Here is a 25469-nt window from a genome sequence, read left to right as displayed (position 1 = left end):
AGCTATCCGGCGATGTGCCGATGCGGCGGTTTGCCGCCGATTACTCAGTCGAGTGCGACGATGACGCTTTTGAGTTGCGTGTAGCCCAGGAGGGCTTCGATACCCTTCTCCCGGCCGATACCGCTGGCCTTGTACCCGCCAAACGGAACTTCCACGCCCGCACCGGCATAGCGGTTGATCTGCACCTGACCCGCCTGCAACTGGTGCGCGATGCGGTGCGCCCGGCTGATGTCCGAGGTGAACACGCCCGCCGACAGGCCGTACGGCGTGTCGTTCGCTTGCAGGATTGCGTCGTCGACATCGTCGAACGCGATGACGGACTGCACCGGGCCGAACACTTCCTGCTGAGCGACGGCCATGTCGTTGGTCACCGATGCAATCAGTGTCGGCATGACGAAGAAACCGGTGTCTCTGTCCGCGGGCGGTTGTCCCCCGACGATCACCTGCGCGCCATCCGATGTGGCTTGCTCGATCATCGCGAGGACCCGGTCTCGTTGCACAGCAGATACGAGCGGACCCAGGTCCGGATCATCTGCGCCGCGGCCGACCGTCAGTCCTTGCATCTTGATTGCGACTCGCTCCACGAATTCGTCGTGGACGCTTCGATGAACAAACAATCGTGTTGTCGCAAAGCAGGATTGGCCGGAGTTGCGGATGACAGCGAGCGCGCCGGCATGCGCCGCACGCTCCAGATTCGCATCCGAACAGACGATGGTCGGTGACTTGCCCCCGAGTTCGAGGTGGCAGCCTACGATCCGGTCGGCGGCGACCCGCCCAACGCTCTGACCTGCCGCTACCGATCCGGTGAACGCGATGTGTCGGACCAGCTCGTGTCCGACCAAAGCTGCTCCGACGGTCGGTCCGTCGCCGAGGACGATGTTGCACACACCGGCGGGTAGTCCCGCCTCGACCATGAGGATGGCGACGAGGCTCGTCGTGATCGGAGTCAGTTCCGACGGTTTGACCACCACCGTGTTCCCGGCAGCCAGGCACGGTGCGACGCCGCGCATCATCTGACTGATCGGCGCGTTCCAGGGAGTGATGTGAGCGACCACACCGTACGGTTCCCGGACTGTATAGGCGAAGGTGTCGGCTGCCTGTGGGAGGGTCGTTCCACCGAATTTGTCGCACGCACCGCCGTAGTATTCGAGGTACCGCGCAGTGACCGCGATGTCTCCGCGGGCCTGGGAGATCGGCTTTCCTGTGTCGGCGGATTCGAGCGTAGCGAGGGTCTCCACATTTCGACGGATTGCCTCGGCGAGCCGGGTGAGGATTCGCCCGCGTTCGAGCGGCGCCATGTTGGCCCACCCGTGCCAGGCTGCGTGGGCATTCTCCACCGCGGTATCGACAACCCCCATGGGGGTTTCCGCGAACTGCGCGACCATCTGCTCGGTCGCCGGGTCGTACACCGGACGGATAGTTGCGTCGGGACTGGCGACCGTCCATTGCCCGCCGATGACAGCGGTCAGGACCTCGGGAAGCTGAGGGTCCAGCGTGGCCTCAGGCGAGCTCATGGGACGCATTCGGAACGAAGTTGGGAGCGCGTCGTTCGCGGTGCGAGCGCACTCCCTCGGCGACATCCGGGCCGTTGAAGGCGAGGAATTCGAGGCTCAGTGAGGAGTCGAAGATCGGTCCTGCCTGGCGATACCAGCCGTTGATGGCCTGCTTGGTCCATCGGATGGCGTCCTGCGCACCTGCCGCGAGATCGGTCGCGATGGTCGTGGCCGTCTCGAGCAATTCTTCTTTGTCGACGGTGACGGAGACGAGTCCGGCCCGCTCTGCTTCCTCACCGGAGATTTCGCGACATGTCATCAGCAGGTATTTGGCCTTCGCGATACCGCACATCAGCGGCCACACCGCGGCAGCATGGTCCCCGGCGGCGACACCCAGTCGGGTGTGTCCGTCGATGATGCGTGCGTCCTTGGCTGCAACCGAGATGTCGGCCATCATCGCGATGACCAGTCCCGCGCCGACAGCGGGTCCGTGGATGGCTGAGACGATGGGCTTCGAGCAACCCACCATGTTGTAGTACAGATCTCGCGCTTCCTGCATGACGCGCATGTTGATCCGGTGGTCGGCGATCTGCGCTTCCACCATATCGAAGCTGCCGCCGGCGGAGAAGGCTTTACCGACTCCGCGTACGAGGACTACTCGCACTGCCGGGTCGCGGTCGATGACCTGCCAGATCAGGGGCAGCTCACGATGTTGCTGCTCGCTGACTGCGTTGAGGTTGGGGCCGTCGAATACGAGCTCGAGCACGCCGAGGTGGTTGTTCTCGAACTTCAGGCTGGAGAACTGCTCGTAGGTGGAGAGCATGAGATTGTTCCTTTGTGATCGTTGTCAGTGGATCGAGTCGACGGGGGCGGTATCTCGTGACCAGTCGGCGATGACGTCGCCGATGTCCGCGCCCTCCCGAGCGGACTGGCCGGGTACGCGCGAGGGAGTGCGGCCCAGCCGAGGGGACGGCGCCGGCTGCAGGACGCCGTCGACGTCGACGAACACCGCACGTTCGGTGTTGTGCGGATCACGCGCTGCCTCAGGGAAATTCAGTACGGGGCTGACACAGGCGTCGGTACCGTCGAAGATCTCGGCCCACTCGGCCATCGGTTTGGTCCCGATCCGTTCTTCGATCAGCGTCCGCAGTTGCGGCCAGTTCGCTTCGTCGTTCCGGTCAGGCCACGCGGTGGTGTCGGATCCCAAACCTGCAAGGAAGGGCCGGTAGAAGTCTTCTTCGAGAGCGCCCACTGCGACGAAACGTCCGTCGGCGCAGCGGTAGGTGTCGTAGAACGGTGCCCCGTTGTCGACGTGGTTGGTTCCGGGCTCGTCGGAGAACAGTCCGGCGGCACGTAATCCTTGCATTCGCGCGGTGAGAAGCGCGGCGCCGTCGACCATCGACACGTCCACGACCTGCCCGCTGCCGGACCTCGCTGCTTCGAGAAGTGCGCAGACGATCCCGAAAGCTCCCAGAGCCCCGCCGCCGGCGTAGTCACCGAGGTAGTTCACCGCTGGGCGGGGGCGTTCGCCGGGATGTCCGAGGGTGTGTAGCACTCCCGACTGGGCGACGTAGTTGATGTCGTGTCCGACGGACCTCGCCAGCCGGCCGGATTGACCGTAGCCGGTGATCCGAGCAAATACGATCGCGCGATTGCGTTCGAGGAGAACCTCGGGGCCGAGCCCGAGTCGCTCGACAACGCCGGGGCGGAAACCCTCGATGAAGATGTCGGCCGACTCGATCAGCTGCAGCACCGACTCGATACCCGAGGGGCTCTTGAGGTCGACCTCCACCGAGGTGGTCCCGCGATTGACTACGTCCCGGTCCGGGGTGAGTCCCTTGGTCTGTCCGATCTCGCGCGCGGAACGGTGCCGCGGGCGCGCGACGCGAACGACCTCGGCTCCCATGTCGGAGAGCAACATCGAGATGAACGGGGTGGGCCCGAGCCCCTCGAGTACAACGACCTTGGTTCCGGCCAGAGCACCCACTCCGGCACCGCCGCGCGCGGACATCAGTATGACCTCGGCATCTTGAGAACGTTGTGCGAGACGAAGTTGAGCACCATCTCCTGCGAGAACGGTGCGTTCAACTGAAGGCGGCATTCACGCCAGAGCCGCTCGACGTGGTACTCCTTCGAGTACGCGTAGCCGCCCAGGGTAGACATGGCCCGATTGCAGGCCTCGAACCCGGCCTCGGCACCGAGGAACTTCGCGGCCGCTGCTTCCTTGCCGCACTTCTGTTGGGTGTCGAAGAGGTCCGCCGCATGCATGGCCATCCGCTCAGCTGCCTCGAGACGGATCCAGGAGTCCGCCAACGGGTGCGCGACGGCCTGGTTCTTTCCGATGGGACGATCGAATACGACACGATCCTTTGCGTATTGAACCGCGATATCCATTGCAGCGCGGCCGATTCCGATCTGTTCCATGGCAACGACGATGCGCTCGGGGTTGAGTCCGTCGATCAGGTAGCTGAATCCCTTTCCGACCTCACCGACGACTTCGTCGTCACGGACCGGCAGATTGTCGATAAACAGCTCGTTCGAATCGAGCGCCGCCCGACCACACTTCTCGATTTCGCGAGCAGTGATGTGGTCGCGGTTCATATCGGTGAAGAAGATGGTCATTCCGTCGAGCGGGTTGTCGTCGTCACGCGGCGACGTACGGGCGAGTAGAAGGATCTTGTCCGCGTTCTGCGCGTTGCTGATCCACACTTTCTGACCGTTGACGACCCAGCCTCCCTCGACCTTCTTGGCCATGGTGGTGATCCGCGACGTGTCGACGCCTGCGTTGGGTTCGGTGATAGCGAAGCACATGAGGAGTTCGCCGCTGGCGATCCTGGGCAGCCACTGCTTCTTCATCTCCTCGGAACCGAAGTTGATGATCGGCGCCGGGGGGAAGATCGAGAAGTGAATTGCCGATGCACCACTGTTTGCGGCGCCGGAAGCGGAGATCTCGTAGAGCATCACCGCTGCCTCGGTCATCCCAAGTCCGAGTCCGCCGTACTCCTCGGGAATGACCAAGCCCAGCCACCCGCCGTCAGCGAAGGCTTTGACGAACTCGCGCGGGTATTCGGCCTTCTTGTCCTTCTGTCGCCAGTACTCGAGATCGAAGCTTCGTGCGAGCTCGCGCGTCGCCTTCCGGACAACGTCTACTGTGGTTTCTTCTGCGGTGATGGTCATCGTGTACTCCTACTTCTGCAGAGCTGGAATGGCGGCGAGGCTGTCCGGGGAGTCGAGTGCGGCGAGGTCACCGGTCGGCTCGCCGAGGTGTCGCGCACGAATTACCCGGCGCATGATCTTGCCGTTCTTGGTTTTCGGCAGAGCCGACACGACGTGGATGGTGGGCGCGAAGGACCGTCCGACGTTGTGGACCGCTGACGCGACCAACTCGGCCTCGTCGGTGTCTTCATCGCGCACGACGACGAAGGCCGCGATTTTCTGGCCGCGCTGCTCATCCGGTACACCGATGACGGCGACCTCGACGATGCGTGGGTCTTTCAGCAGTGCCGCTTCCAGCTCCGCCGGGCCGATCCGTCGACCGGAGACCTTCATCGTGTCGTCCGACCGACCGTGGATCGTCCAGCTCCCCTCCCGGGAGACGCTGGCGAGATCGCCATGAATCCAGACATCGGGCCATGTGCCCCAGTAGGTTTCGAGGTATCGGCCGTTGTCGCGCCAGAACGAATGTGTCATACCCGGCCAGGTGTTCATCACGGCCAGTTCACCGATCTCGTCGAACACCGGGGTTCCGGCTGCGTCGAGAACTGCAGCGTCCATGCCGAGCATCGGGCCGTTGAAGGACGCGGCGTCGGCGGCGAGGAACGGATAGCAGACGACGATTCCGCCGGGCACTTCGGTTCCGCCGCTGTAGTTGACGATCGGTCGCGTACCTTCGCCCACGTGGTCGAAGAGCCACCGCCAGGTCGGCTCGTCCCAGGCTTCGCCGGTGGAGGCAAAGGCGATGAGCGAAGACAGGTCCTGCTCGATGGCGGCGCCGTGCGTCACCGCCATGACCGCCCGCGCCGCTGTCGGCGCAATGCCTTGAAGTGTCACGCCGTTGCGCTCGACGATGTCCCATAGCCGCGAGGGCTCCGGGTACGTCGGAACACCCTCTGTGAGAACCAAAGTCGCGCCTTGCTGGAGCACTCCGATGAGAAGGACGCCGTAGAGCATCCACCCGATGTCGGCAATCCAGGCGACGACGTCACCGCGGTGGACGTCGAAACCATAGGCTGCGTCGACTCCGCATTTGACGGCCAATCCGCCATGCGAGTGCACGATGCCCTTCGGCGCGCCGGTGGTCCCGGACGTGTAAGCAATGATGACAGGGTCGTTCGGATCGGTGTCGACCGTCTCGACCGGCTCGGGGTCGGCCGGCAACTCGTCCCAGTAGACGTCTCGGCCGACGGTCATCGGAGCACTGTCTGCGAGGTTGCGCACGACGATGACCTTGCGAATCGAGGACGCTGCGGTGAGTGCCTCGTCGGCGGTTTCCTTGAGCGGAACCCTTTTTCCGCGTCGGGTGGTCGCATCCGCGGTGATCAACAAGACTGCATCGGAGCTGCGGATACGGGATGCCACTGCTTCGGCGCCGTAGCCGGAGAACGCCGGTACCACGACTGCACCAATCATGGCGGCGGCCAGAAATGCCACTGCAGTCTCGGTGACAACAGGTGTGAACAGCACGATTCGGTCGCCGCGCTGCACGCCGAGGTCGCGTAGGTTCGCCGCGAATCTGCGTACCTCACGGTCGAGTTCGGCGAAGGTCAGCGACTGTCGGGTGCCGTTGTCTGCCTCGTACACGATGGCGTCCCGGTCTGCGAGATCGCCGGTGGCGTGGCGGTGCGAGCACAACTCGGCCAGATTGATCGCGCCTCCGACGAACCATTTCGGGAGCGGCTTGCCGGCGGAGTCGTCGCGTACCGCCGAAAACGGTTTCGCGAACGTGATGTCCAGGTCCTCGATGACCGCTCGCCAGAACCATTCCGGGTTGTCGATGGACGCTCGGTGCAGGTCCTCGATGTTCTCGTATCCCCAGTGATGCATCGCCTCGAGGAGTCGGTTCCGGGAAATGATTTTCTCGGTGGGAATCCAGGCGGGTGCGGAGGAAGTTCCGAAAGCGCATTGCCCCTTCATCGCATGTCCTTCCTGTTTGATCGCATCGGTCAGCTCGGGCGCTTGAGCATGAGGCCGTTTCGGCGTGCGTCGCAGACGATCTCGTCACGCTGATTGAGGCCGAGGTGGCGGAAGAAGACGATTCCGGCATCCTTGCGGCTCTTGGACTCACGTTTGCCGACGATTTCGGTCCGGACGTGGATCGTGTCGCCGTGGAACACCGGCTTGGGAAAGGTGATCTCCTCGAAGCCGAGGTTTGCCACCGTCGTGCCCAGCGTGGTCTCCGGGACCGGCACGCCGCATACCAGTCCGAGGATGTACAGGCTGTTCACCAACCGCTGACCGAACTCTGTGCCCTTGCTGTACTCCGCATCCAGATGGAGGGGAGCAAGGTTCAGGGTCAGTGAGCTGAAGAGCACATTGTCGTACTCGGAGACTGTTCGCCTAGTCGGATGGTCGATCACGAGACCGGATTCGAACTCCTCGAAATACAAACCGGGCATGTCTGCGCCCCTGCCTTTCATTCTGTTTCTCACGACACCACCGTCATCAACAGCCGTGCCTCGGATAGGGGAAACCCTCGATCCCGCATCAAAGAGCGGGACCGGGTCGAGAAGGAAGCGTTCTGAACACTTCAACAAAAGTTAATCTATCGCAGATTAACTTGGTCGTCAACGAGTCGAATGTGCTAATTTTCAAGCGATGACCGATACGACGCACGACACCGACGCAACAGCGCCCGACACCAAAGCCGCACGCACTCGCGTGCGGATCATGGACGCCACCGCCCGCGTGCTCGGTCGACGAGGATTCGCGCGCACTCCACTATCGGAGATAGCAAAGGAAGCCGGCCTTCAGGCTGCCGCGATCTACTACCATTTCACATCCCGAGAAGAACTCATCGAAACAGTCATCAGAGAAGGAACCGTGCAGGTCAACAACCATGTCCGTCACGAACTGGCCGGACTTCCCGCCAGAACTGACCCACTGGACAAGATCGCGGTCGCGGTCTCAGCTCACCTGCAGGTGGCACTCGGATTGTCCGATTACATCATCGCTGCGGTCCGCAATTCTCGACAACTACCCGACTATATGCGGGACTCGATTCGAGTCAACGAAGAAGAGTACGCCGCACTGTGGCGCGACCTCATCGACGAAGCTCACCAGGCCGGCCGCATCAGGAGCGACGCAGATCCCTACCTCTCCCGAATGCTCGTCTTCGGCGCCCTGAACTGGGCAGTGGAGTGGTGGCGCCCCGAGAACCTGACCGCTGAGACGGTAATCGAGACAGCTCAGACCATTGTGCGCCGCGGATTGGAAAATCGTGCAGCGCCGATTAAATCGCCACTTTTCATCGAGCCGAAGTAGCACCTAGACCACTGCGAACAGCAGAAATCCCACGCTTTTCGAGGCATTCACCGTGCATCCGATCTGCTGACCGTCCGACATCTCGGGCTAGCATATGCAGCACATCGGGCCCTCCAAGAAAGCCTATTGTCAGCTAGGTCACGTTAATCTACGATAGATTTACAGACCGACAAGCCTCGGAGCGACCGAAACCCCGTAGTCAACTGCACCCGAAACCGCTCACATGCACGAACTCCGCGACTACGGCAGCCGAGCAACCTCTACCCAGAAGTTTCCGATGTGAACGCTTGCGCGGAATCAGAGAACACCCCACAAAGGAGCCTCCCCATGACCACTCTGCGACCCTATCGATCGATGCTCTTCGTCCCCGGGCACAAGGAAACCTGGGCCGATAAGGCCATCGCATCCGGCGCCGACGCCATCATCCTCGATCTCGAAGACTCCGTTCCTTCCGCAGACAAGAAAGACGCACGCAGCACTGTCGTCAATACCATTGCGCGTCTGCACAATCAGGGTATTCGTGCCGATGTGTGGGTTCGGCCGAACAGCCGCGACACCGGACTGATGGGCGCCGATCTCGAGGCCGTCGTCGTACCCGGCGTTTCCGGACTCCTGCTACCGAAGACCTTCGACGCCAACGAAATTGTCCAGATCGAGGCGGTCGTATCCCACCTCGAAGAGACACGCGACCTTCCTGCAGGCGAAATCGGGTTCCTCCTGAGCCTCGAAACAGCGTCGTCGATGGCGAACTGCGAGTCGATGGCCGCTGCCGCGCCCCGCGTCGCCGGACTCCTCGGTGCCACCGGCCCCAACGCCGACGTCGGACGTGAACTCGGGTTCGAATTTACGCCCGAGGGCCTGGAAACGCTGTACCTTCGCAGTCGCATCGTGCTCGCCTCCCGCGCGAACGGCCTGCACCACCCCGTGGGCGGTGTGTGGCAGGACATCGCGGATCTCGACGGATTCCGGACTTTCGCGGAAGACAATCGACGCCTCGGCTACCGAGGCATAGCTCTGATCCACCCGTCCCACGTTGCACTCGCCAATGAGGTATTCACCCCCAGCCCGGAGAAGGTCGAATTCTACCGTCGCATGGTGCAAGCCTTCCGTGATGCCGAAGCGCAGGGCCATGGCGCCGTGGACTTCGAGGGCCAACATATCGACCTGGCTCACGCCAAGACCGCAGAAGGAGTCATCGCCCTCGCGGCCGCCGTTGCCCAAGTTTGACCTTCACGGATCGGTGCTATGTGCCGTTTCCGATCCGCCCTCCTCCCCGAGCCTCCAGAAGGATCGCCATGTCCACCTCTGACGTTTCAGCGCCAGCGACCCAGGTCACCGTATCTGCCGCGCGGCGACGAGCCATTTATGCCGGAGCCATCGGCAACTTCATCGAATGGTACGACTTCGGCCTCTACGGTTTCTTCGCAGTCACCATCTCGGCATTGTTCTTTCCTGCCGCCGACCCGACCGCTGCACTACTGTCCACCTTCGCGGTCTTTGCATTGGGATTCTTCGTCCGCCCCTTCGGCGCCTTCGTCTTCGGATGGATCGGTGACCGCATCGGTCGCCGGGCCGCCCTGCTCAGCGCCGTTATCCTCATGAGCCTCTCGACCGTTCTTCTCGGAGTGCTGCCAACGCACGCCAGCATCGGCGTCTGGGCAACCGTTCTACTCGTTGTGCTCCGCCTGTTCCAAGGACTGTCCGCCGGTGGCGAATACGCCGGCTCCACGATCTATGTGGTCGAGCACGCCCCCCGTGGATGGCGCGGCCGTTACGGTTCGCTGTCACCCGCGGCAGTCGGAATCGGAACTGCCACCGCTGCCATCGTCTCCCTCGTCGTGACATCGTCGGTCTCCGAGGCGGATCTCGCCTCGTGGGGTTGGCGCATACCGTTCCTACTGTCCGGCCCGCTCGGCATCATTGCCATCTTCCTGCGAATGCGTATCGAAGAAACTCCGGAGTTCAAGGCAGTTCGCGATTCCGGTCAGGTCGTATCGGCACCACTGGCCGAGGGCTTCCGCGTGGCGAAGAAGTCGATGGCAACAGTTTTCGGGTGGAACATGCTCAACGGTGTCTCCTTCTACATGCTCACCGGTTTCACGGTGTCCTACATGATGAAGGTCGCCGAGCTTTCTTATACCGCGGCACTCACCGCACTAGCTATATCTCTGCTCTTTTACACCAGTGTCTCCCCCATCTACGGTTTGTGCGTGGACAAGATAGGCCGGCGCCCGGTCGCGATGTTTTCATCGCTGGGCACTGCGATCATCGCTCCGCTCTCGTTCTACCTGCTCCACCAGCAGACGTTCACAGCGTCACTGCTCGCGCTGATGGGGATCGCCTTCTTTGCCGCCGGAGTGACCTCCATCGTCGCGGTCTCCATGGTTGATCTCTTCCCTGCCCGTATCCGATTCTCAGCCGGCGCAGTGCCCTACCAGCTTTCCATCGCTATCTTCGGTGGCACCGCACCCTATGTCGCCACCTGGCTCGGTGGCACAGATGTGGAACTCGCACCCGGTTACTACCTATCGATCATCTCTGTCATAGCCGCAATCGTCGCTTGGTTCGGATTCAAGGGCATCACCGAGAATTCGAACGCGGAGCTCGTCGCGACTGCTGCCGCGGAAAACACACAGAAGTAGCTCGCCACCGGGACGGCAGAATTACCCGAATCGAGAATGCGGACTAGAGAGGCCTTCATGTCCACCGCCACCATGCCCACTGTCACAACCCAGCTACGCGACTCGATCGCAGTCATCTACCTGAACAACACCCCGATCAATATGGGCAACGCAGCGTTGCGCTCCGATATCGCCGCCGCCCTGCAAGACACAAGCACAAATTCGGCGGTGACGGCAGTGGTTATCGCATCCGCATTGCCGCATTTCTACGCAGGCTCCGATCTAGTGGAATTCGGCGGCGAACTCCACTCCCCCGAACTGCCATCCGTTATTGCGACGATCGAACAACTCGAGATACCTGTGATCGCGGCAATGAACGGACTTGTCCTCGGTGGAGGACTCGAATTCGCGCTCGGCTGCGATATCCGCATCGGCGATCCATCCGTACAGGTCGGATTCCCCGAAGTAACACTGGGCATGGTGCCGGGCGCGGGTGGAACTGTACGCACCCCCCGCGTGACCGGCATACCTACTGCCATCGATCTGGTGGCGTCGGCACGGCGAATAACCGCTGACGAGGCGCTGTGTGTCGGAATCCTCGACGAGATCGTCCCCGCCAGCGAACTCCTCGACCGCGCCCTGACACTGGCAAAGTCAATTCGAATCAAGTCCCGGGTAATCGACCGAGCGGTGCCGCCGGCTGCCCAGGAAGAGATCGATGCAGTAATTGCGAGGGTCGGTCGCCGGGCACGTCCCAACGTCCTCGAAGCGATCAACCTCGTTCAACAGGCCGGGGTCGGGAATCCTCATGACGCCCTGACGAACGAACGACGCGTATTCAATCGCCTCCGCTTCTCCGACGAGGCAAAGAACCTGCGTTATCTGTTTTTTGCCCGTCGGGCAGCGGCCAAGGCCTTGCGATCGAAAGCCAATCCGCTGCCCGTCCGAACTGTGGGGATCGCCGGTGCCGGGACCATGGGCGCCTCACTGGCCCGCACATTCGCTGATCACGGTTTCTCCGTCGTCGTCTTCGACCGTGATCCTGCGGCGACCCAACGCCTCGCCGCGCAGGTCGACCGGGTCGTCCCAGCTACCGACATCGCAGGATTGACGGACGCCGATCTCGTGATCGACGCAGTATTCGAGGACATGGCAGTCAAGACCAGCTTGCTACGGGAATTGGAACCCGTACTCGCGCCCACCGCCGTGATCGTCAGCAACACCTCGTATCTCGATCTCACCGAACTTTCCCGTGCGCTGACACATCCTGAACGTTTTGCGGGTCTCCACTTCTTCAATCCCCCGCATCGAAACCCACTTGTCGAGCTGATACCAACGCCCACAACCAATCTCGCCACCGCAGCCACACTGTCCCAGTTCATCACCAGGTTGGGCAAGGTCGGCATTCCGGCCGGCCTCGGCGACGGTTTTGTTGCCAACCGCGTCTACGCCGACTACCGCACTCAAGCCGAGTTCCTGGTGGAGGAAGGTTCCTCGCCGACAGAGGTAGACCGCGCGATGCGTGCACTCGGCATGCCCATCGGCCCCTTCGCGGTTGCCGACATGTCAGGCTTGGACATCGCATGGGCACGGAGGAAACGGTTGGCGGCGACGCGCGATCCGAATCAGCGGTACGTGGCGATCGCCGACCGACTCTGCGAAGCGGGCCGACTCGGGCAGAAGACGGGAGCAGGGTGGTTCCTGTACCCGGACGGCTCCCGCAGGGCGGTACCCGATCCCGACGTCGACACGGTCATCACGGCCGAACGCGCACTCAAGGGAATCGAGTCACATTCGATCGAGCCCTCGGAAATTCAGAACCGGGTGCTTGCGTCCATGCTGTGCGCCACAGCGGGACTTGTCGACTCCGGCATCGCCGAGCGCCCATCGGACATCGACGTAGCGATGACCGAGGGATTCGCATTCCCCAAGGAACTCGGGGGCCCGGTCCGAGAAATGTCCTCGCGACCGGACAGCGCGATCGTCGCCGCCCTCGCAGCTGTCTATGCCTCATGCCCCGTCACATTCGCAATAGCAGAACCCGCGTCGCGGGGAGTACTGCCAGAGACGGTGGCCCACTGCCTGAACGAGGTCCGAGAGCAAAATTGAGACACAACCGCGCCGCCATCGTCGATGAACCGGTCCACTACCGTGGAGCGATGACGAACGACGCTCCGAAGAAGGGACCGCGTGGTGAAACCACCACGCGCGGCGGCCGGAATACCCGCCAACTCATCCTCGACGCGGCTGCGGAAATAATGTGCCGAGACGGGTACGCAGGAACCAAACTGTCCGACATAGCGGAGATCGCCGGAATCAAAACACCGGCGATCTACCGCCATTTCCACTCCCGCGACGACCTGGTCGACGCGGTGATGACCGTCGGCCACCAACGGTTCATCGAACACGTGACATCCGTTATCGATGCGCTGCCACCAAACGCGACACCACTGGATCGAATACTCGCGGCGGTAGCCGGCCACCTGGAAGTGGCGCTGACCATGTCGCACTACGCGGCAGCCTCCACCCGAAATATGAACCAAATGCCCGACGACATCCGCATCAAGCAACAAGAACTCCGCCGAGAATACGGAGCTATCTGGCGGCGACATCTCTCCGAGGCGGCCGAAGCCGGGCAGCTTCACCCTGACCTCAATCTCTACGCCGCTCAGGGGCTGATCATCGGTGCTTTGAGTTGGTCGAACGAATGGTGGGATCCCGAACGACAGACACTCAAGCCGCTGATCAGAAACGCCCAAGCCCTCGTCCGGCAAGGGCTCGGCCGCTAAGCGCAAACGGCCGCACAGAGAGCGTCTCGATATGTGGCTGCACACGCTACGCCTACGGAATGCGGGTCGAAATCACCGACAAAAGGCCACTGTCACATTAATTGAAAAGTGTATCGGCACAGCTATTTTGAGTTGTCCGCTGCGTAGAGATGGTCCGGCCACCGGCTGTGTACTCGCCGGGGGTAGGCCATCTGGCGCACGCAAGATCAACGCGCCACCACCGGGACCACCACCTCATTACGACGACGAAACGGAACAGTCCAAGGCGGATCGTAAAACCAAGCAACCGGCTCACCGTTCGGAAACCACGCGGTTTTCTCCAACACACGCAACAGTTCGGCAGATCGCGCATCGACCGTCCCCCGGCTGCGGTCACCGGAAAAGCGCAACACCGCCACCGTCTCGCCAGCAACCTCCACGAGTTCCACGTTCTGCTCCTCGGGAGTGGGCAGAGTGTTCATCGTGGACTGCGATGGCATGTAGAACCGGACTATCCACGAGTCACCCGGACCGCGAGCCTGCGATACCGGCGCGGTCATCGCGATCTTCGACTTACTCACGTTGGCCCCGAAGATGTAGCCGGCCAGACGCCGACAACCTGCGCTACGGGCGCTCTCCTCGCCCCCCGGCACCGTGGTCTCCGCAGCGATACGCGGACCGTACCGGCGGATCTCGAGCCCGTGAGTCGTCTCCTGGACGTCATAGCGAGGCTCCTCGGTGCCGCCGCGAACACCTACCAACGAACCGAAACCCTTCGCCACATCAGTCACCATCGATGCCAACCGCATCTCGTCCTCCTATCGGAACAGCTCTGGCCGGAACAGCTCTGGACATTGAAAAGGGGCAGTGAAAGGGACCGGGAGCTTCGCCGACGGACAGTCCGACGTATCGGCCCAACCCGGCGAAAACGTCGTCGCCGCCGAAGTCGGCAACCCCCGCGGCACGAAGAAGGATCTCCTGGACGCAGACCGTGCCGGGCGCGGATGGGAGCCGGCACCCGGCACGTGATCAGTCCCGTCAGCACAGACAGGAACTGTCCTTACTGTCCCCTGTTTGCGCGGACAACGCCAGAAGGCGCGCCGAATCATCCTGGAAGCCTGGAAGAATTCGGCGCGCCCCGGCGGCGAAGCCGGACACTCATCGCACGAGTCCCGCGAGGAGCTCCTCCGCGACGATGTACAGCTTCGTGTTACTTCGCTGCGAGGTCTCGACAAGGCTGGCGAACGCAGTGTCCGCATCGATGGAATGCACAGCCATCAGAACACCTTTCGCTTGATCGATGACAGCGCGAGAGTCGAGGGCCCGTTCGGATTGGATCACGCGGTGGCGGGCGTCACGATAGCGTTCCCCGCTCGTGATCGCATACCCCGCCGCTGTCACGAAAAGAGTCAACACCGCGGCCTGCGAGTGCCGGAAACCCTCACACCGCGCACTGTAGAGGTTGACTGCGCCGGAGCGAACTCCTGGCGGTAGAGATGGAAGGGGCACGGACAGGAAGCTGTTCACCCCGTACCTGCGCGCTTCGGCACAGAACCCGGGCCAGCGGCACACTGCGTCGGTGTGGGCGGCGACCACGACGTCGAGTCCTTCCGCAGCTTCGAGACACGGCCCTGCACCCGACAGATACTGGAGCGTGTCGATTCGTTCGACAACCGGGGCAGTGCAGGCGGCGGTGTACGGATTGCCGTCGCTATCGACGAGGGTCACTCCCGCCATGTCGGAGTCGGCGACGAGTTCGACGGCATACTCGCATAGTCGGGTGAGAGCCGCATCGAGATCCGCTGCCCAATCCAGGCTTTCGTACAGACGCTGCAAAGCTCGGGAAGTCGCGTCGGGAGTCGGCAACCACTCATCCCTGAGTGTCTGCTCATCTACGCAGAAGGCCCTCAGCGTGCGAGGATCCGCTGCGCGACTGCGACTTTCGACATCGTGGGCTCCCATCGTCGCCTGAACGGATTGGATGTTCCGGACAGAAGGGGTCCGCTGGCCGGCGTTCATCGCGTTTCAGCCGCCCGAGGCGGCCCGGCCAGCAGTATCAGGCCGTCGACCACCTGGTAGGCGCGATGTTCAGCGGCCCGATCATCGAGCCCTCGCAGTGCAACGATATCCGGGCGCGGGTCAATCGACGTGTGAGTCGACGATGACATCTGGGTTCATCTCCTCGAGTCAAACGGTAGGCGAATGGCCGCCTTCCGGTTTCGATGGTTTTCATTGGCCAGGTAGAGCTTTCGGGCGCAGATGGCTTCAAACGCACCGATGGCATGCTCGGGAAGGTGTCGAGCGATGTCGGCTTCCTTCGCGCCGGCAGGCAGGGGCACGGATTGGTAGAAGCTTCCGTAACGGCTTTCCGACCCGGGTACCTTCGTGCTGTTTTCGGTGCGATCGGCCTTGATAGTCACAAAAGTGCTGCTCGATGCGGACCATGTTGCCTTCGAGGGCACGTCCAGATGGGCATCGCTTCGAATCTGGTCATCAAATCGGACCAGTCGGGCAGCGGCGTAGGAGTGCCGTGTGGGGCGGGAGAATGCTCATCGTTGTCTTCTCCAAAGATCTCGGGGATTCACCTGACCCTTCCGAGTCCACTCTCCTTCGAGTGTTGCCAGTAGGGTCGGCGGTCCTCACTTGGATGACCTCTGATCACGTGAGGCGCTCATTCGACTACGTGCCGGTTCGTCGATCACCCCACGTGATCAGCAGTTCCAACCGCCGTGAGTCGTTGTCGATTCGGCTGAATACTGCCCGAGAGGTGAAAATTTCTGTTACCGCAGGTCATTTCGTTCACTGTGGAGGTTGGTCGTCAGATAAATCTGAAACCAGTCATGGGCCAGCAGCGCAAACATCATCGAGAGCGCCGAACTCCTCGAAGAGATGGGTGGCCCACGGGCACTATCGCGATGTATACCCCAACTGCATCCTGAGCATTCCGGTTGACTTCCAGCACGCGAATCGAAATACTCTCATAGGTTTCGCTCTCCCACAGGAGAATTCACTGAAATTCACCTTGACTACCCTGCATCAGACTGCACTGCACCAGACAGGTGTACCGGAACCGAATTCACTTTCCGGCACCTCCGACCGACCGCGGACCGGTTTGAAAACTGGGTGGGTGCGGCATCCCTGATAAGAATGATGCTCTCGTCCCCAGCCCAGAGCGCTCTGTTTGCCCAACTACCGCTGCACTGCCGCCGACTCGAATCGGATAAAACCAGTCCTTCCTCCAGGTATTGCCAATAACCGATTCACGACCCGACGGCCGACAAGCCGAACCGAACACCCGAATCACTGACCTCACCGAGCGGGACCACCGAAGCAAGCCGGACTCCCCAGGACCGTGCCGACGGACCACGACTGCAATGGAGGACAAGGATATCGTAGGTCCCTCGGCAGTACCTTGAGCAAAGGAAAAGAGAGACGCTGTGGACGACTCCCATCCCCCGCAGGCGAGGCCACCACGACCGCCACCGCGCCAGCGACAGCCCGCTGCGGCTACACGCGGCCTGACAGTCCGCTACCTGACGGCCGGCGATCGGCATGCGGTGCAAGTGCTACACGAACACATGTCAGGGCACGACGCTCATCTGCGCTTCTTCGGGCCTCGCCCGAAACACCTCGAGAAACTAGCGGAGGCAATCTGTCGACAGAACGACGCGTGTCTTGCGCTCGGCGCCTTCGAGAGTGCCCAGCTAGTCGGTGTTGCCAATTACGTCATTACAGAGACCACCACCAGACACATCAGCGCCGAAATCGCGCTCGCAGTCGTCGACAACGAGCAAGAGCACGGAATCGGCACCCTGCTCCTCCGACATCTGGGAAACGCCGCATACCAACATGGCGTGACAAACCTGACCGCAGAAATCCTGGCCGAGAACGACCAGATGCTCGCAGTCATCGAGGAACAAGGCTGGTCGAACACACTCCACCACCAAGGCTCGCTCGTACATTTCGACCTCACATTGGTTTCGCAACCTGAGCCGGCCAACATCGATATTCCCACATCGACAAACAGTCGGGTAGCCCGTGCTCTGCGCAAAGGCGGGCGGTGACGCGTCCGGAAATTATCACCATTCTCAAATCACCTATTCCCAAACATTATTGGGATAATTGAACCTGAAGTAGACCCCCTTTCTTTCGGGATCGGCGTAGCCGGTTCTCGAGTGCAGAGCACCCGAATGCGCCGAGCAGTCGAAAAATATCATGCGCTCATGCTGAGGGAGAGGATCGCACTGTGATCGCCTGCGGGGGAACGTCGGATGTGCGGAATGAAAACGATTGTATGCGGAACCTTGTATCCGGCAAGATTTTCCGATACTGCTCGGCCAGGTCTTCGGTATCGACGCAATCTACGCCGGTGCGTATTCGACCACCGCGGTGACCTGTTTCCTGAACCTGGTGGGCCACATCCACAACGACGACATGCATCACTGAAGGGTGGCTTTGGAGTTCCGCTTCCACCTCTTCGAGTAATACTTTTCTGTGTTCAACCCACTTCGGAGAAGCCCTCCAGGATCCAACACGAATGGCATTCCGGCACTGAACGTTATACATCAACGCCTCTCGGACAATCAGTGTGAATCACAGAGCGTGAAAAATTGAAGGTTCCTTCCCCCAGGACGTAGCCGCCAGGCAGTCTTGACACATTAAGGTTGCGACCTTAATGTATGGGTATGACCCAGACCACGTCTCGACTGGCGATGATCGAAGCGGCCGAACACATCGTCGCCGAACGTGGCTTACACGCACTAACTCTCAAGGACGTCCAACTCACAGCGAACCAATCGAACAAATCTGCAGCGAAATACCATTTCGGTTCCCGGGAGGGTCTCATCGAGGCCCTTGTCGAAGCTCGGATGTCCCCCGTTGATACGCATCGACAAGAAATGCTCGACGAGATAACGCGACTGGGCACGCCACCGACTACCCGACAAGCCGTCGAGGCCCTTGTCCGGCCGTTGGCAGCCGAAACTCTCGGTCGCTCCGGTAGTCGCTACGCGCGGTTCCTCGTCCAAGCCCTGTTCAACCCCGCTCTCGCCGACATGATTGAGAAGCACCTGAGAGCAGAAAGCTACAAACACGTCCGGCAGTTGCTGATCGAACTCTGTCCGGCACCGAACCCGATCGCGATCTGGCGCACCGATGGCATCGTCATGCACAACATGACAGTGCTCGCGGCACACGAAGGAAGCGATCGCTCTCCCGCAGAGAGTACGGCGATCGTCTGCGATCTCGTCGATACCTGCGTGGCCATGCTCGAGGCACCGACCTCGATGACAACCAAATCCTCAGGAGCATCCTCATGACATATGCACTTCCCGCTACTGCAGCACCCACACCGACCGATCCCCTCGCATACTTCGGACCGATCATCGCCCCGCGAACCGCAGAGAATGTGGAAACTCCTCCCTACGAACTGTTCTCACTAGAACCACAGACACCGACCATCGGTGCCGAAATCTCCGGAATACGACTGGGCGGAAATCTGTCGGACGAGGTCATGGCGGAACTGCGCCGCGCACTGCTCGAATGGAAGGTCCTGTTCTTCCGGGACCAGGACATCGAACGCGCGGACCACCGTGCCTTTGCCGAAGCATGGGGAGACCTCGAACAGCACCCGTTCTACCAGTACACCCAACCAGGACAAAGCGACGTCGACGTCGCCACCCTCGCCAAGGACGCAGCCGCCGTCGGCGCCGAGAACATCTGGCACAACGACGTCACATGGCACGAATTCCCCTCGTTCGCAGCAGTTTTACGTGCCATCGAGATCCCCACTGTCGGCGGCGACACACTCTGGGCCGACACCGGCGCGGCATACGACTTGCTTCCCGGCGACATCAAGGCCCGGATCGATCACCTCGAAGCCGAACACGACTGGATCACCTCGTTCGGGTCCGGGATGCCACAGGAAGCGATCGACAAGCTCCGACCGAGCTTCCCACCGGTGCACCACCCCGTTGTGCGAGTGATCCCGGAAACCGGTCGGCGCGTACTTTTCGTCAATGTTGCATTCACACAACGAATTCTGGGTGTATCAGAGCAAGAATCAAACGAACTCCTGCGCCTGCTGTACCGTCACCTGATGCGCCCTGAGTTGCAGGTTCGGTTGCGGTGGAAGCCGAATACCATCGCTTTCTGGGACAACCGGACGTGCCAGCACTACGCGTCGAGCGACTACTACCCGGCGCGCCGTGTGATGGAACGCATTTCGATCGTAGGAAGCAAGCCCACCGGCATCTCGCGGTAACCCGGCAGGAACTGCGACATCGCATAGCATCGCGACGAGCCGAGCCGAGAGCGAATCGTCGCCACCTCGGCTTGTCATTGCATTCTCGGACTTCGCAGCCTTCGAGACCATCCGAGTTTCGCGTGCTGAGGAACACAGCGCCCGATCCAGGCCCGCACATGGCATACATCTGCCGTAATACGCTTGTGGACAATACTTTTGACTCGCGGCGGTCACGGCTGTTCATTCGGATGATCCACTGCAGCCCAGAACCAAGATATGACTACCGCCCCATCTCCGGACTCCCCATCTTCCGGCCATTTACAGGAGTGTCCTCGTGACCGAAGTACCCACCTTGCCTGTCCACACTGATCTGCGGTCCATACTCGAGACGCGCAGCAGCTGTCGCGCGTTCCAACCGGACCCCGTTACGCGTGAGACGATCGAGCAGATCCTCGAGATGGCACAGCGCACTCCCTCCTGGTGCAACACGCAGCCCTGGCAGGTTTCGATTACCGAAGGGCAAGGCACCGAGCGCTTCCGGAAGGGACTCGCCGAGTATGTTCGGTCGTCACCGCAGGCACCGGATTTCCCTTTCCCGGCCGAGTACCGCGACGTGTACGGCACGCGCCGTAAGGAGTGCGCGACGCAGTTGTATTCGAGCGTGGGCATCGCGGCGGATGACCGGAAGGCCTCGTCTGAGCAGACCATGAAGAACTTCGATCTGTTCGGTGCGCCCCACGTCGCGGTCATCACCACCGACGAGGCACTCGGCGTTTACGGCGCGATCGACTGCGGGTTGTACGTCAACACGTTCTTGCTCTCCGCGCACAGCCTCGGTGTGGCCGCTGTTCCGCAGGCTGCTCTCGCCGGGAGCGCGCCTTACCTGCGCAATTTCTTCGACCTTCCCTCTAACCGAAAGGTGGTGTGCTCGATCTCGTTCGGCTATGCCGACGAATCCCACCCCGCCAACGGCTTCCGCACCGATCGGGTGGACATCGGAACGGTCGCCGACTGGGTGTCCTGAGTCGACGGCCCGTCGCTGCCCCAGTCTTCGTTCCACTCGAGAAGGACCCCTCACATGTCGTTGAACCTTGCAGACCTCTTCGAAGCCGTTGTCGACAAACTTCCCGACCGCACCGCCCTGGTCTGCGGCGATGAGCGTCGTACGTTCTCCCAGCTCGACCAACGGGCGAACCTGCTCGCCCACCACCTCGCTCAGCGAGGTGTCCGGGTGGGTGAACATGTCGGCATCCACATGCGCAACAGCACCCAGTTCGTCGAGGCCCTGCTGGCATGCCTCAAGATTCGTGCGGTGCCGGTCAACATCAACTACCGGTACACCGAAGACGAGCTGACGTACCTCTACAACAACTCTCAGATCGTCTCGTTGATCGTCGACGGCGAGTTCGTTCCGATCATCGCCGGCGCCCTCCCCGCCTGCCCTGGCATCAAGGACGTACTGGTATTCGGATCCGTGGATGATCCGACGTCGATATCCCTGCCTCTCAATGACTTCGACGACGCGATGCGGACCCAATCGGCGGACCGGGATTTCGGCCCACGCAGCGATGACGACAGATTCGTCATTTACACCGGGGGCACAACCGGAATGCCGAAGGGAGTGGTGTGGCGACACGTGGACTTCTTCATGGCCGCACTCGCGGGTGGAAACCACGGAGGTGCCGCCTTCACCAACACCGCCGACCTCGCCGACGCTGTCGCAGCCAACTCCCACCCCATGGCGTTTCTGCTCCCGGCACCGCTCATGCACGGCGCAGCGGTGTACTCGGTGTTCAGCGGCTTCTTCAGCGGCGCAAAGCAGGTTCTATTGCGCAGCTTCGAACCAGTCGAAGCGCTCCGTCTCATTCAGGACGAGCAGCTTTCCTGCGTCACGGTCGTCGGTGACGCGATGGCACGTCCGTTCACCGATGCGATAGCCCGCCACGGCTCCGACTACGACCTCACCTCGCTGACACTTGTCAGCTCCGGCGGTGCACTGTGGTCACGCAGCTCGAAGAACCAGCTTCTCGAACTGATGCCGAACTTGTTCTTGCGCGACGGATTCGGAGCATCGGAATCCGGGGTGGACGGCACACTCGAGATCGACGCGGACGGCAACATGCGTGTCGTGGGCAACCCCAACATGCTGGTCGTGGATGAAGAACTGCGTCCGATCGAGCCCGGCTCCGACATGCTCGGATACATTGCCCGTGTTGGACACGTACCACTCGGGTACTTCAACGAGCCGGAGAAGACCGCAGAGACCTTCCCCGTGGTCGACGGGGTACGGATGTCGATCCTCGGCGACATGGGCCGGGTCGAACCGGACGGCTCGATCGTGCTGCTCGGCCGCGGCTCGGTGTGTATCAACACCGGCGGTGAGAAGGTGTTCCCCGAAGAGGTCGAGGCTGCCATCAAGAGTCATCACGCCGTGATGGATGCCGTCGTCGCCGGCACACCGAACGCGCTTTTCGGCGAACAAGTCTCGGCTGTGGTGCAACTTCGCGAGGACTTCGAGGATATCGACACCGATGAGATCGTCGAACATTGCCGGGCCTCGATCGCCGGGTACAAAATCCCGCGTTCGATCGTCGTCGTTCCCGCCATCGTGCGCTCTCCCGCCGGAAAGGCGGACTACCGCTGGGCTCGCGCGACCGTCGCGGAGGTTGTAGGCGCATGAGCGTAATCCAAGAACAGCACGGCAGGATCCTGCTCATCCGCCTCGATCGGGAGAACAAACGCAACGCGATCGACCGCACCATGGCAGAGGGAATCGACGAGGCCCTCAACCGACTCGACGACGATCCGGCTCTGTGGGCCGGAATCATCACAGGGACAACGACGATCTTCAGTGCAGGCACCGACCTGAGCGAGCGCGCCGACCTGAGAACCGAACGCGGTGGCGAGTACGGGATTATCCGACGGCAGCGGAGCACCCCTCTGATCGCCGCCGTCGAGGGACCGGCTCTCGGCGGAGGATTCGAAATCGCACTTGCCTGCGATGCGCTCATCGCTTCCCGTACAGCGAGTTTCGGACTCCCCGAGACCCGTCGCGGACTCGTCGCGACATCGGGCGCCCTCTTTCGGGCCGCGCGGGCATTGCCACCGAACATCGCGCGAGAACTACTTATCTCGGGTCGCACACTGGACTCGGACCGGGCCTACCAACTCGGACTGGTCAACGAGGTGGCCGACGCGGGATGCGCGCTCGATCAAGCCATGGCGCTCGCCGAAGACATCTGCCTCTCGTCCCCGATGTCGGTACGTGAGAGTCTGCGTGCGCTACGCACCCTGACCGTCGACGAGGACGCACTCGGATGGCAGGCCACCGAACGAGCGATCGAGGTCTTCCTCGAATCGGACGACATGAAGGAGGGCATCAGCGCATTCTTCGAGAAGCGCCCGCCGCAGTGGCTCGGACACTGAGCCACTGGCACACGACGAGAGTCACGACGATGAAACAACAGACGATGAACGAGCTCGTATCGATCAATCCCGCCACGCTCGAGGAGATCGGGCGTATTCCAATCACGACCGAGGAGGAGCTGGATCAGGCCGTCCGGAACGCAGACTCGGCCCTCGCACAGGGTAAGACCGACCGTGCATACCGGCAAGAGCTGCTGCAATCGTGCGCTCTCGAGCTGACACGTAAGAACGCCGAGATCGGGCCCCTGCTGGTGATGGAACAGGGCAAGACGACCACCGAGGCCGGCGGTGAGATGTGGATCAGCGCGAAAAACTTCACACACGCGGCTCAGATCGACTGAGCTGACGAAGAATTCGGTCCCGATCTCGCCGGGCGAACCGCCCGCTATCACGCCATCGGGGCGACGCGACTCTGGCCTTTCGCGCAGCGTGCCCATGACAAGATCCTCCGACACCTTGCTTGTCCAGGCTCTCACGATCATATGGCGCCTCATCTGCGCGCCCCGGTGCACCGGGAGGCCGTACTCGCGAAACTGCTGACATGGCCTGATCCACCGGCAACCCCACACGATTTCTGGTGCCGTATGTCAGCGGCTCAGCGCGAGAGTATCGAACAGAATGTAGGCGGCAACGGCGAATACCAGGTACGCGAACCAGCGCTGGAGTGATCCGGTGTTGACGCGGTTGCCGAACCTTCCGGCGACCAAGGAGGCAACGATCGCAGCTCCGCTGAAACTGATCGTGATGGCCGGATCGATGGCGACGCCGCTACCGAGATGTGAGATCAAGCCGGCGGCGGAGTTCGCGACGATGATCAGAAGCGAGGTTCCGATCGCGATCTGCATGTCTATTCCCAACATCAGGACAAGGGCGGGGATGATGAGAAATCCGCCGCCGACGCCGAAGAGCCCGGTCAGCACACCGACAGCGAATCCGGCCGGGATCGCACGAGGTGCGCAGCGACGCCAATTGATACCGGAATCACCTACGCTGCAGGCGGTCCCGGCATTGCCGCGGTCGGCGAGCATACGAGCACCGGCAACGATCATGACCGCGGCGAACCCGGTCATCACGACGGACTGCGGGAGCAGTCGCCCGAGGGCACTACCAATGAAGGTTGCGGGGATACCTGCAGCGGCGAACACGGCGGCCAGTCGCCACTGCACCAGGTGGGCACGAACTTTCGGGATGGCTCCGACGGCAGAGGCGACACCGACCACGATCAGTGAGATCGGGATCGCCTGGTCGATGTCGAGGCCGAGGGCGAACACCAGGACCGGTACGGCGAGGATGGAACCGCCACCGCCGAGGAGTCCGAGAAGGATGCCGATGACAGCGCCGGCCGCGAGTGCGATTGCGAGGGTCATCGGAATCCGTTTCCGTTCATCGGCGGTCGAGGATCTGCCGCATTGTCACGAGTCAGTGTGGTTGCGTGGTAAGTGAATCGAGCGCAGCTTGCAGTCTGGTGGCCGCTTCGTCGGCGATGGCCCCCAGTGCCGGCTCGCCGGTCACCTCGGCCATGAGGGCGGGGTTCATCGCATCGACGATGACGCTGTTCTCGGCGGTGCGGTCGGCGCGCACGACGACGTTGCACGGCAACAGTAGTCCGATCTGCCGCATGACGTCGACGGCTCGATGCGCCAACGGCGGATTGCAGGCGCCGAGGATGAGATAATCCTCGATGTCTTCGTCGAGCTTGGCCTTGAGAGTCGCTTTCATGTCGATCTCGGCGAGTATCCCGAAACCTTGCTCCGCCAATGCGGTGCGGGTTCGTTCGACGGCGTCGTCGAAGGTGGTGTTCAGGGTGGCCGTGAGTGCGAGTTGCATGATCTACGTCCTTTTCGGGGATCCAGGGTCTGGGATCGGTCAGCGGGTGCCGAGTCGTGGGATACCGAGGCGTTGGAGTATCAGGCTCATCGGGCACCACCCCACTGCGCTGTAGAGCAGGAGATTCGCAGCGACGAATGCAGTGAGAATGAGCCACCAGGTGGAGAAGGCGAGTGTCAAGGCCACACTGAGTAAGACGACCACCCCGCCCAGCAGGGGAACGATCCGTTCGATAGTCCAGCCGTGATGCCGAGGGAGAGCTGTCATGATCTGTGTCTTCCTTTCCGATTCGTTGTTCCGCGATACCCGCGGGTCAAGCGAGCGCGAGGAAAAGCTTTTCCAGTTGGGCTTCGGTCATCGGCTCCTTACCGTTCTCGGGATCGCCGGTCATGCATTCGCGCAGGCCGGTAGCGACAATCTTGAAGCCCGCCCGGTCCAGGGCCCGCGAGACCGCGGCGAGCTGAGTGACGACGTCTTTGCAGTCGCGGCCCTGTTCGATCATCGAGATCACCCCGGCGAGTTGGCCGTGAGCGCGGCGGAGCCGGTTGAGTACCAATGCGATGCTGTCGTCGTCGCCGACCATGGGAATTCCTTTCGAAGATGAATCGCT

28 protein-coding genes are annotated in these 25469 nt (G+C 61.7%); 14 read left to right on the top strand and 14 right to left on the bottom strand.

Annotated features, from left to right (window positions below):
* Window positions 1-44: 44 nt before the first annotated feature.
* Genes R4P64_RS30795 through R4P64_RS30770 form a run of 6 tightly spaced genes read right to left on the bottom strand, consistent with a single transcriptional unit; the run spans window position 45 to window position 7108 of the window.
* Complete coding sequence (locus R4P64_RS30795) at window positions 45-1514, bottom strand: aldehyde dehydrogenase family protein (RefSeq protein WP_317824004.1); 1470 nt, start codon at window positions 1512-1514, stop codon at window positions 45-47.
* Complete coding sequence (locus R4P64_RS30790; protein ID WP_317824003.1) at window positions 1501-2316, bottom strand: enoyl-CoA hydratase/isomerase family protein; 816 nt, start codon at window positions 2314-2316, stop codon at window positions 1501-1503. The genes R4P64_RS30795 and R4P64_RS30790 overlap by 14 nt, the downstream gene beginning before the upstream one ends.
* A 24-nt stretch (window positions 2317-2340) precedes the next feature.
* The gene (locus R4P64_RS30785; protein ID WP_317824002.1) at window positions 2341-3504 is read right to left on the bottom strand and encodes a CaiB/BaiF CoA-transferase family protein; all 1164 of its coding nucleotides are present in this window, start codon (window positions 3502-3504) and stop codon (window positions 2341-2343) included.
* Window positions 3504-4670 (bottom strand): acyl-CoA dehydrogenase family protein, encoded by a 1167-nt coding sequence (locus R4P64_RS30780; RefSeq protein WP_317824001.1) that lies wholly within the window; start codon window positions 4668-4670, stop codon window positions 3504-3506. Before R4P64_RS30780 ends, R4P64_RS30785 begins: the two co-directional genes overlap by 1 nt.
* 9 nt (window positions 4671-4679) lie before the next feature.
* Entirely contained in the window at window positions 4680-6626 is a 1947-nt protein-coding gene (locus R4P64_RS30775; protein WP_317823999.1) for an AMP-binding protein, read from the bottom strand.
* 29 nt (window positions 6627-6655) lie between these two features.
* A complete protein-coding gene (locus tag R4P64_RS30770; protein WP_317823997.1) occupies window positions 6656-7108 on the bottom strand; it encodes a MaoC family dehydratase in 453 nt (150 codons plus the stop codon).
* A 199-nt stretch (window positions 7109-7307) separates the two neighbouring features.
* On the opposite strand from R4P64_RS30770, the gene R4P64_RS30765 reads away from it, so the two are divergent.
* The 5 genes from R4P64_RS30765 to R4P64_RS30745 all read left to right on the top strand — a co-directional run bounded on the left by R4P64_RS30765 (window position 7308) and on the right by R4P64_RS30745 (window position 13383).
* Complete coding sequence (locus R4P64_RS30765) at window positions 7308-7973, top strand: TetR/AcrR family transcriptional regulator (RefSeq protein WP_317823995.1); 666 nt, start codon at window positions 7308-7310, stop codon at window positions 7971-7973.
* Between the two features lie 336 nt (window positions 7974-8309).
* Window positions 8310-9200 carry a CoA ester lyase gene (locus R4P64_RS30760; RefSeq protein WP_317824064.1) on the top strand — a complete coding sequence of 297 codons (891 nt, stop codon included), beginning with the start codon at window positions 8310-8312 and terminating at the stop codon, window positions 9198-9200.
* A gap of 68 nt (window positions 9201-9268) precedes the next feature.
* The gene (locus R4P64_RS30755) at window positions 9269-10615 is read left to right on the top strand and encodes an MFS transporter (protein WP_317823993.1); all 1347 of its coding nucleotides are present in this window, start codon (window positions 9269-9271) and stop codon (window positions 10613-10615) included.
* A gap of 57 nt (window positions 10616-10672) precedes the next feature.
* Window positions 10673-12703, top strand: a complete 2031-nt coding sequence (locus R4P64_RS30750) for a 3-hydroxyacyl-CoA dehydrogenase NAD-binding domain-containing protein (protein ID WP_317823992.1) — start codon at window positions 10673-10675, stop codon at window positions 12701-12703.
* 50 nt (window positions 12704-12753) lie between these two features.
* On the top strand, window positions 12754-13383 hold the full coding sequence (locus R4P64_RS30745) for a TetR/AcrR family transcriptional regulator (RefSeq protein WP_317823990.1): 630 nt from the start codon (window positions 12754-12756) through the stop codon (window positions 13381-13383).
* A 206-nt stretch (window positions 13384-13589) separates the two neighbouring features.
* On the opposite strand, the gene R4P64_RS30740 is transcribed toward R4P64_RS30745, so the two are convergent.
* On the bottom strand, window positions 13590-14171 hold the full coding sequence (locus tag R4P64_RS30740) for a heme-binding protein (RefSeq protein WP_317823989.1): 582 nt from the start codon (window positions 14169-14171) through the stop codon (window positions 13590-13592).
* Window positions 14172-14229: 58 nt separating this feature from the next.
* On the opposite strand from R4P64_RS30740, the gene R4P64_RS30735 reads away from it, so the two are divergent.
* On the top strand, window positions 14230-14391 hold the full coding sequence (locus R4P64_RS30735; RefSeq protein WP_317823986.1) for a hypothetical protein: 162 nt from the start codon (window positions 14230-14232) through the stop codon (window positions 14389-14391).
* 129 nt (window positions 14392-14520) lie between these two features.
* Here R4P64_RS30735 and R4P64_RS30730 read toward each other — a convergent pair whose 3' ends face one another.
* The 3 genes from R4P64_RS30730 to R4P64_RS30720 all read right to left on the bottom strand — a co-directional run bounded on the left by R4P64_RS30730 (window position 14521) and on the right by R4P64_RS30720 (window position 15782).
* The gene (locus R4P64_RS30730; RefSeq protein ID WP_317823984.1) at window positions 14521-15228 is read right to left on the bottom strand and encodes a GAF and ANTAR domain-containing protein; all 708 of its coding nucleotides are present in this window, start codon (window positions 15226-15228) and stop codon (window positions 14521-14523) included.
* Window positions 15229-15377: 149 nt separating this feature from the next.
* Window positions 15378-15530, bottom strand: a complete 153-nt coding sequence (locus tag R4P64_RS30725; protein ID WP_317823982.1) for a hypothetical protein — start codon at window positions 15528-15530, stop codon at window positions 15378-15380.
* A 6-nt stretch (window positions 15531-15536) separates the two neighbouring features.
* On the bottom strand, window positions 15537-15782 hold the full coding sequence (locus R4P64_RS30720) for an Hsp20/alpha crystallin family protein (protein WP_317823981.1): 246 nt from the start codon (window positions 15780-15782) through the stop codon (window positions 15537-15539).
* A gap of 1017 nt (window positions 15783-16799) precedes the next feature.
* Between R4P64_RS30720 and R4P64_RS30715 the strand changes: the two genes are divergently transcribed.
* The 8 genes from R4P64_RS30715 (at window position 16800) to R4P64_RS30680 (ending at window position 23373) form a co-directional block, all read left to right on the top strand.
* Window positions 16800-17426 carry a GNAT family N-acetyltransferase gene (locus R4P64_RS30715; protein ID WP_317823980.1) on the top strand — a complete coding sequence of 209 codons (627 nt, stop codon included), beginning with the start codon at window positions 16800-16802 and terminating at the stop codon, window positions 17424-17426.
* A 226-nt stretch (window positions 17427-17652) separates the two neighbouring features.
* Window positions 17653-17808, top strand: a complete 156-nt coding sequence (locus R4P64_RS30710) for a hypothetical protein (RefSeq protein WP_317823979.1) — start codon at window positions 17653-17655, stop codon at window positions 17806-17808.
* Between the two features lie 239 nt (window positions 17809-18047).
* Window positions 18048-18680, top strand: a complete 633-nt coding sequence (locus R4P64_RS30705) for a TetR/AcrR family transcriptional regulator (RefSeq protein ID WP_317823978.1) — start codon at window positions 18048-18050, stop codon at window positions 18678-18680.
* On the top strand, window positions 18677-19624 hold the full coding sequence (locus R4P64_RS30700) for a TauD/TfdA dioxygenase family protein (RefSeq protein ID WP_317823977.1): 948 nt from the start codon (window positions 18677-18679) through the stop codon (window positions 19622-19624). The genes R4P64_RS30705 and R4P64_RS30700 overlap by 4 nt, the downstream gene beginning before the upstream one ends.
* Before the next feature lie 316 nt (window positions 19625-19940).
* Window positions 19941-20630 (top strand): nitroreductase, encoded by a 690-nt coding sequence (locus R4P64_RS30695; RefSeq protein ID WP_317823976.1) that lies wholly within the window; start codon window positions 19941-19943, stop codon window positions 20628-20630.
* 54 nt (window positions 20631-20684) lie between these two features.
* Window positions 20685-22286 carry an acyl-CoA synthetase gene (locus R4P64_RS30690; RefSeq protein WP_317823975.1) on the top strand — a complete coding sequence of 534 codons (1602 nt, stop codon included), beginning with the start codon at window positions 20685-20687 and terminating at the stop codon, window positions 22284-22286.
* The gene (locus R4P64_RS30685; protein WP_045067662.1) at window positions 22283-23032 is read left to right on the top strand and encodes an enoyl-CoA hydratase-related protein; all 750 of its coding nucleotides are present in this window, start codon (window positions 22283-22285) and stop codon (window positions 23030-23032) included. The genes R4P64_RS30690 and R4P64_RS30685 overlap by 4 nt, the downstream gene beginning before the upstream one ends.
* A gap of 29 nt (window positions 23033-23061) precedes the next feature.
* Window positions 23062-23373, top strand: a complete 312-nt coding sequence (locus R4P64_RS30680; protein WP_317823974.1) for an aldehyde dehydrogenase family protein — start codon at window positions 23062-23064, stop codon at window positions 23371-23373.
* 246 nt (window positions 23374-23619) lie between these two features.
* Here the strand turns inward: R4P64_RS30680 and R4P64_RS30675 are convergent, their stop codons facing one another.
* From R4P64_RS30675 to R4P64_RS30660, 4 genes are read right to left on the bottom strand one after another with little or no spacing between them, the layout of a single operon-like run.
* Window positions 23620-24399 (bottom strand): sulfite exporter TauE/SafE family protein, encoded by a 780-nt coding sequence (locus R4P64_RS30675; RefSeq protein WP_045067661.1) that lies wholly within the window; start codon window positions 24397-24399, stop codon window positions 23620-23622.
* Window positions 24400-24451: 52 nt separating this feature from the next.
* A complete protein-coding gene (locus tag R4P64_RS30670) occupies window positions 24452-24859 on the bottom strand; it encodes a DUF302 domain-containing protein (RefSeq protein ID WP_045067660.1) in 408 nt (135 codons plus the stop codon).
* Window positions 24860-24898: 39 nt separating this feature from the next.
* Window positions 24899-25126, bottom strand: a complete 228-nt coding sequence (locus tag R4P64_RS30665; protein ID WP_045067659.1) for a DUF2892 domain-containing protein — start codon at window positions 25124-25126, stop codon at window positions 24899-24901.
* A 46-nt stretch (window positions 25127-25172) separates the two neighbouring features.
* Window positions 25173-25442, bottom strand: a complete 270-nt coding sequence (locus tag R4P64_RS30660) for a metal-sensitive transcriptional regulator (protein ID WP_317823973.1) — start codon at window positions 25440-25442, stop codon at window positions 25173-25175.
* Window positions 25443-25469: the final 27 nt, after the last annotated feature.

The organism is Rhodococcus sp. IEGM 1366 (assembly GCF_033142425.1).
Taxonomy (GTDB): domain Bacteria; phylum Actinomycetota; class Actinomycetes; order Mycobacteriales; family Mycobacteriaceae; genus Rhodococcus_F; species Rhodococcus_F globerula.
The sequence above is the reverse complement of the archived record's forward strand: the minus strand, read 5'-3'. Positions and strand labels throughout refer to the sequence as shown.

What these genes read in the sequence shown, in the direction of transcription:
- R4P64_RS30705 (WP_317823978.1), top strand. Translation starts at nt 18,048, where the DNA reads ATGACCCAGACCACGTCTCGACTGGCGATGATCGAAGCGGCCGAACAC.
- R4P64_RS30665 (WP_045067659.1), bottom strand. Translation starts at nt 25,126, where the DNA reads ATGACAGCTCTCCCTCGGCATCACGGCTGGACTATCGAACGGATCGTT.
- R4P64_RS30700 (WP_317823977.1), top strand. Translation starts at nt 18,677, where the DNA reads ATGACATATGCACTTCCCGCTACTGCAGCACCCACACCGACCGATCCC.
- R4P64_RS30690 (WP_317823975.1), top strand. Translation starts at nt 20,685, where the DNA reads ATGTCGTTGAACCTTGCAGACCTCTTCGAAGCCGTTGTCGACAAACTT.
- R4P64_RS30755 (WP_317823993.1), top strand. Translation starts at nt 9,269, where the DNA reads ATGTCCACCTCTGACGTTTCAGCGCCAGCGACCCAGGTCACCGTATCT.
- R4P64_RS30750 (WP_317823992.1), top strand. Translation starts at nt 10,673, where the DNA reads ATGTCCACCGCCACCATGCCCACTGTCACAACCCAGCTACGCGACTCG.
- R4P64_RS30675 (WP_045067661.1), bottom strand. Translation starts at nt 24,399, where the DNA reads ATGACCCTCGCAATCGCACTCGCGGCCGGCGCTGTCATCGGCATCCTT.
- R4P64_RS30660 (WP_317823973.1), bottom strand. Translation starts at nt 25,442, where the DNA reads ATGGTCGGCGACGACGACAGCATCGCATTGGTACTCAACCGGCTCCGC.
- R4P64_RS30775 (WP_317823999.1), bottom strand. Translation starts at nt 6,626, where the DNA reads ATGAAGGGGCAATGCGCTTTCGGAACTTCCTCCGCACCCGCCTGGATT.
- R4P64_RS30790 (WP_317824003.1), bottom strand. Translation starts at nt 2,316, where the DNA reads ATGCTCTCCACCTACGAGCAGTTCTCCAGCCTGAAGTTCGAGAACAAC.
- R4P64_RS30785 (WP_317824002.1), bottom strand. Translation starts at nt 3,504, where the DNA reads ATGTCCGCGCGCGGCGGTGCCGGAGTGGGTGCTCTGGCCGGAACCAAG.
- R4P64_RS30770 (WP_317823997.1), bottom strand. Translation starts at nt 7,108, where the DNA reads ATGCCCGGTTTGTATTTCGAGGAGTTCGAATCCGGTCTCGTGATCGAC.
- R4P64_RS30780 (WP_317824001.1), bottom strand. Translation starts at nt 4,670, where the DNA reads ATGACCATCACCGCAGAAGAAACCACAGTAGACGTTGTCCGGAAGGCG.
- R4P64_RS30795 (WP_317824004.1), bottom strand. Translation starts at nt 1,514, where the DNA reads ATGAGCTCGCCTGAGGCCACGCTGGACCCTCAGCTTCCCGAGGTCCTG.
- R4P64_RS30745 (WP_317823990.1), top strand. Translation starts at nt 12,754, where the DNA reads ATGACGAACGACGCTCCGAAGAAGGGACCGCGTGGTGAAACCACCACG.
- R4P64_RS30670 (WP_045067660.1), bottom strand. Translation starts at nt 24,859, where the DNA reads ATGCAACTCGCACTCACGGCCACCCTGAACACCACCTTCGACGACGCC.
- R4P64_RS30680 (WP_317823974.1), top strand. Translation starts at nt 23,062, where the DNA reads ATGAAACAACAGACGATGAACGAGCTCGTATCGATCAATCCCGCCACG.
- R4P64_RS30740 (WP_317823989.1), bottom strand. Translation starts at nt 14,171, where the DNA reads ATGCGGTTGGCATCGATGGTGACTGATGTGGCGAAGGGTTTCGGTTCG.
- R4P64_RS30765 (WP_317823995.1), top strand. Translation starts at nt 7,308, where the DNA reads ATGACCGATACGACGCACGACACCGACGCAACAGCGCCCGACACCAAA.
- R4P64_RS30725 (WP_317823982.1), bottom strand. Translation starts at nt 15,530, where the DNA reads ATGTCATCGTCGACTCACACGTCGATTGACCCGCGCCCGGATATCGTT.
- R4P64_RS30685 (WP_045067662.1), top strand. Translation starts at nt 22,283, where the DNA reads ATGAGCGTAATCCAAGAACAGCACGGCAGGATCCTGCTCATCCGCCTC.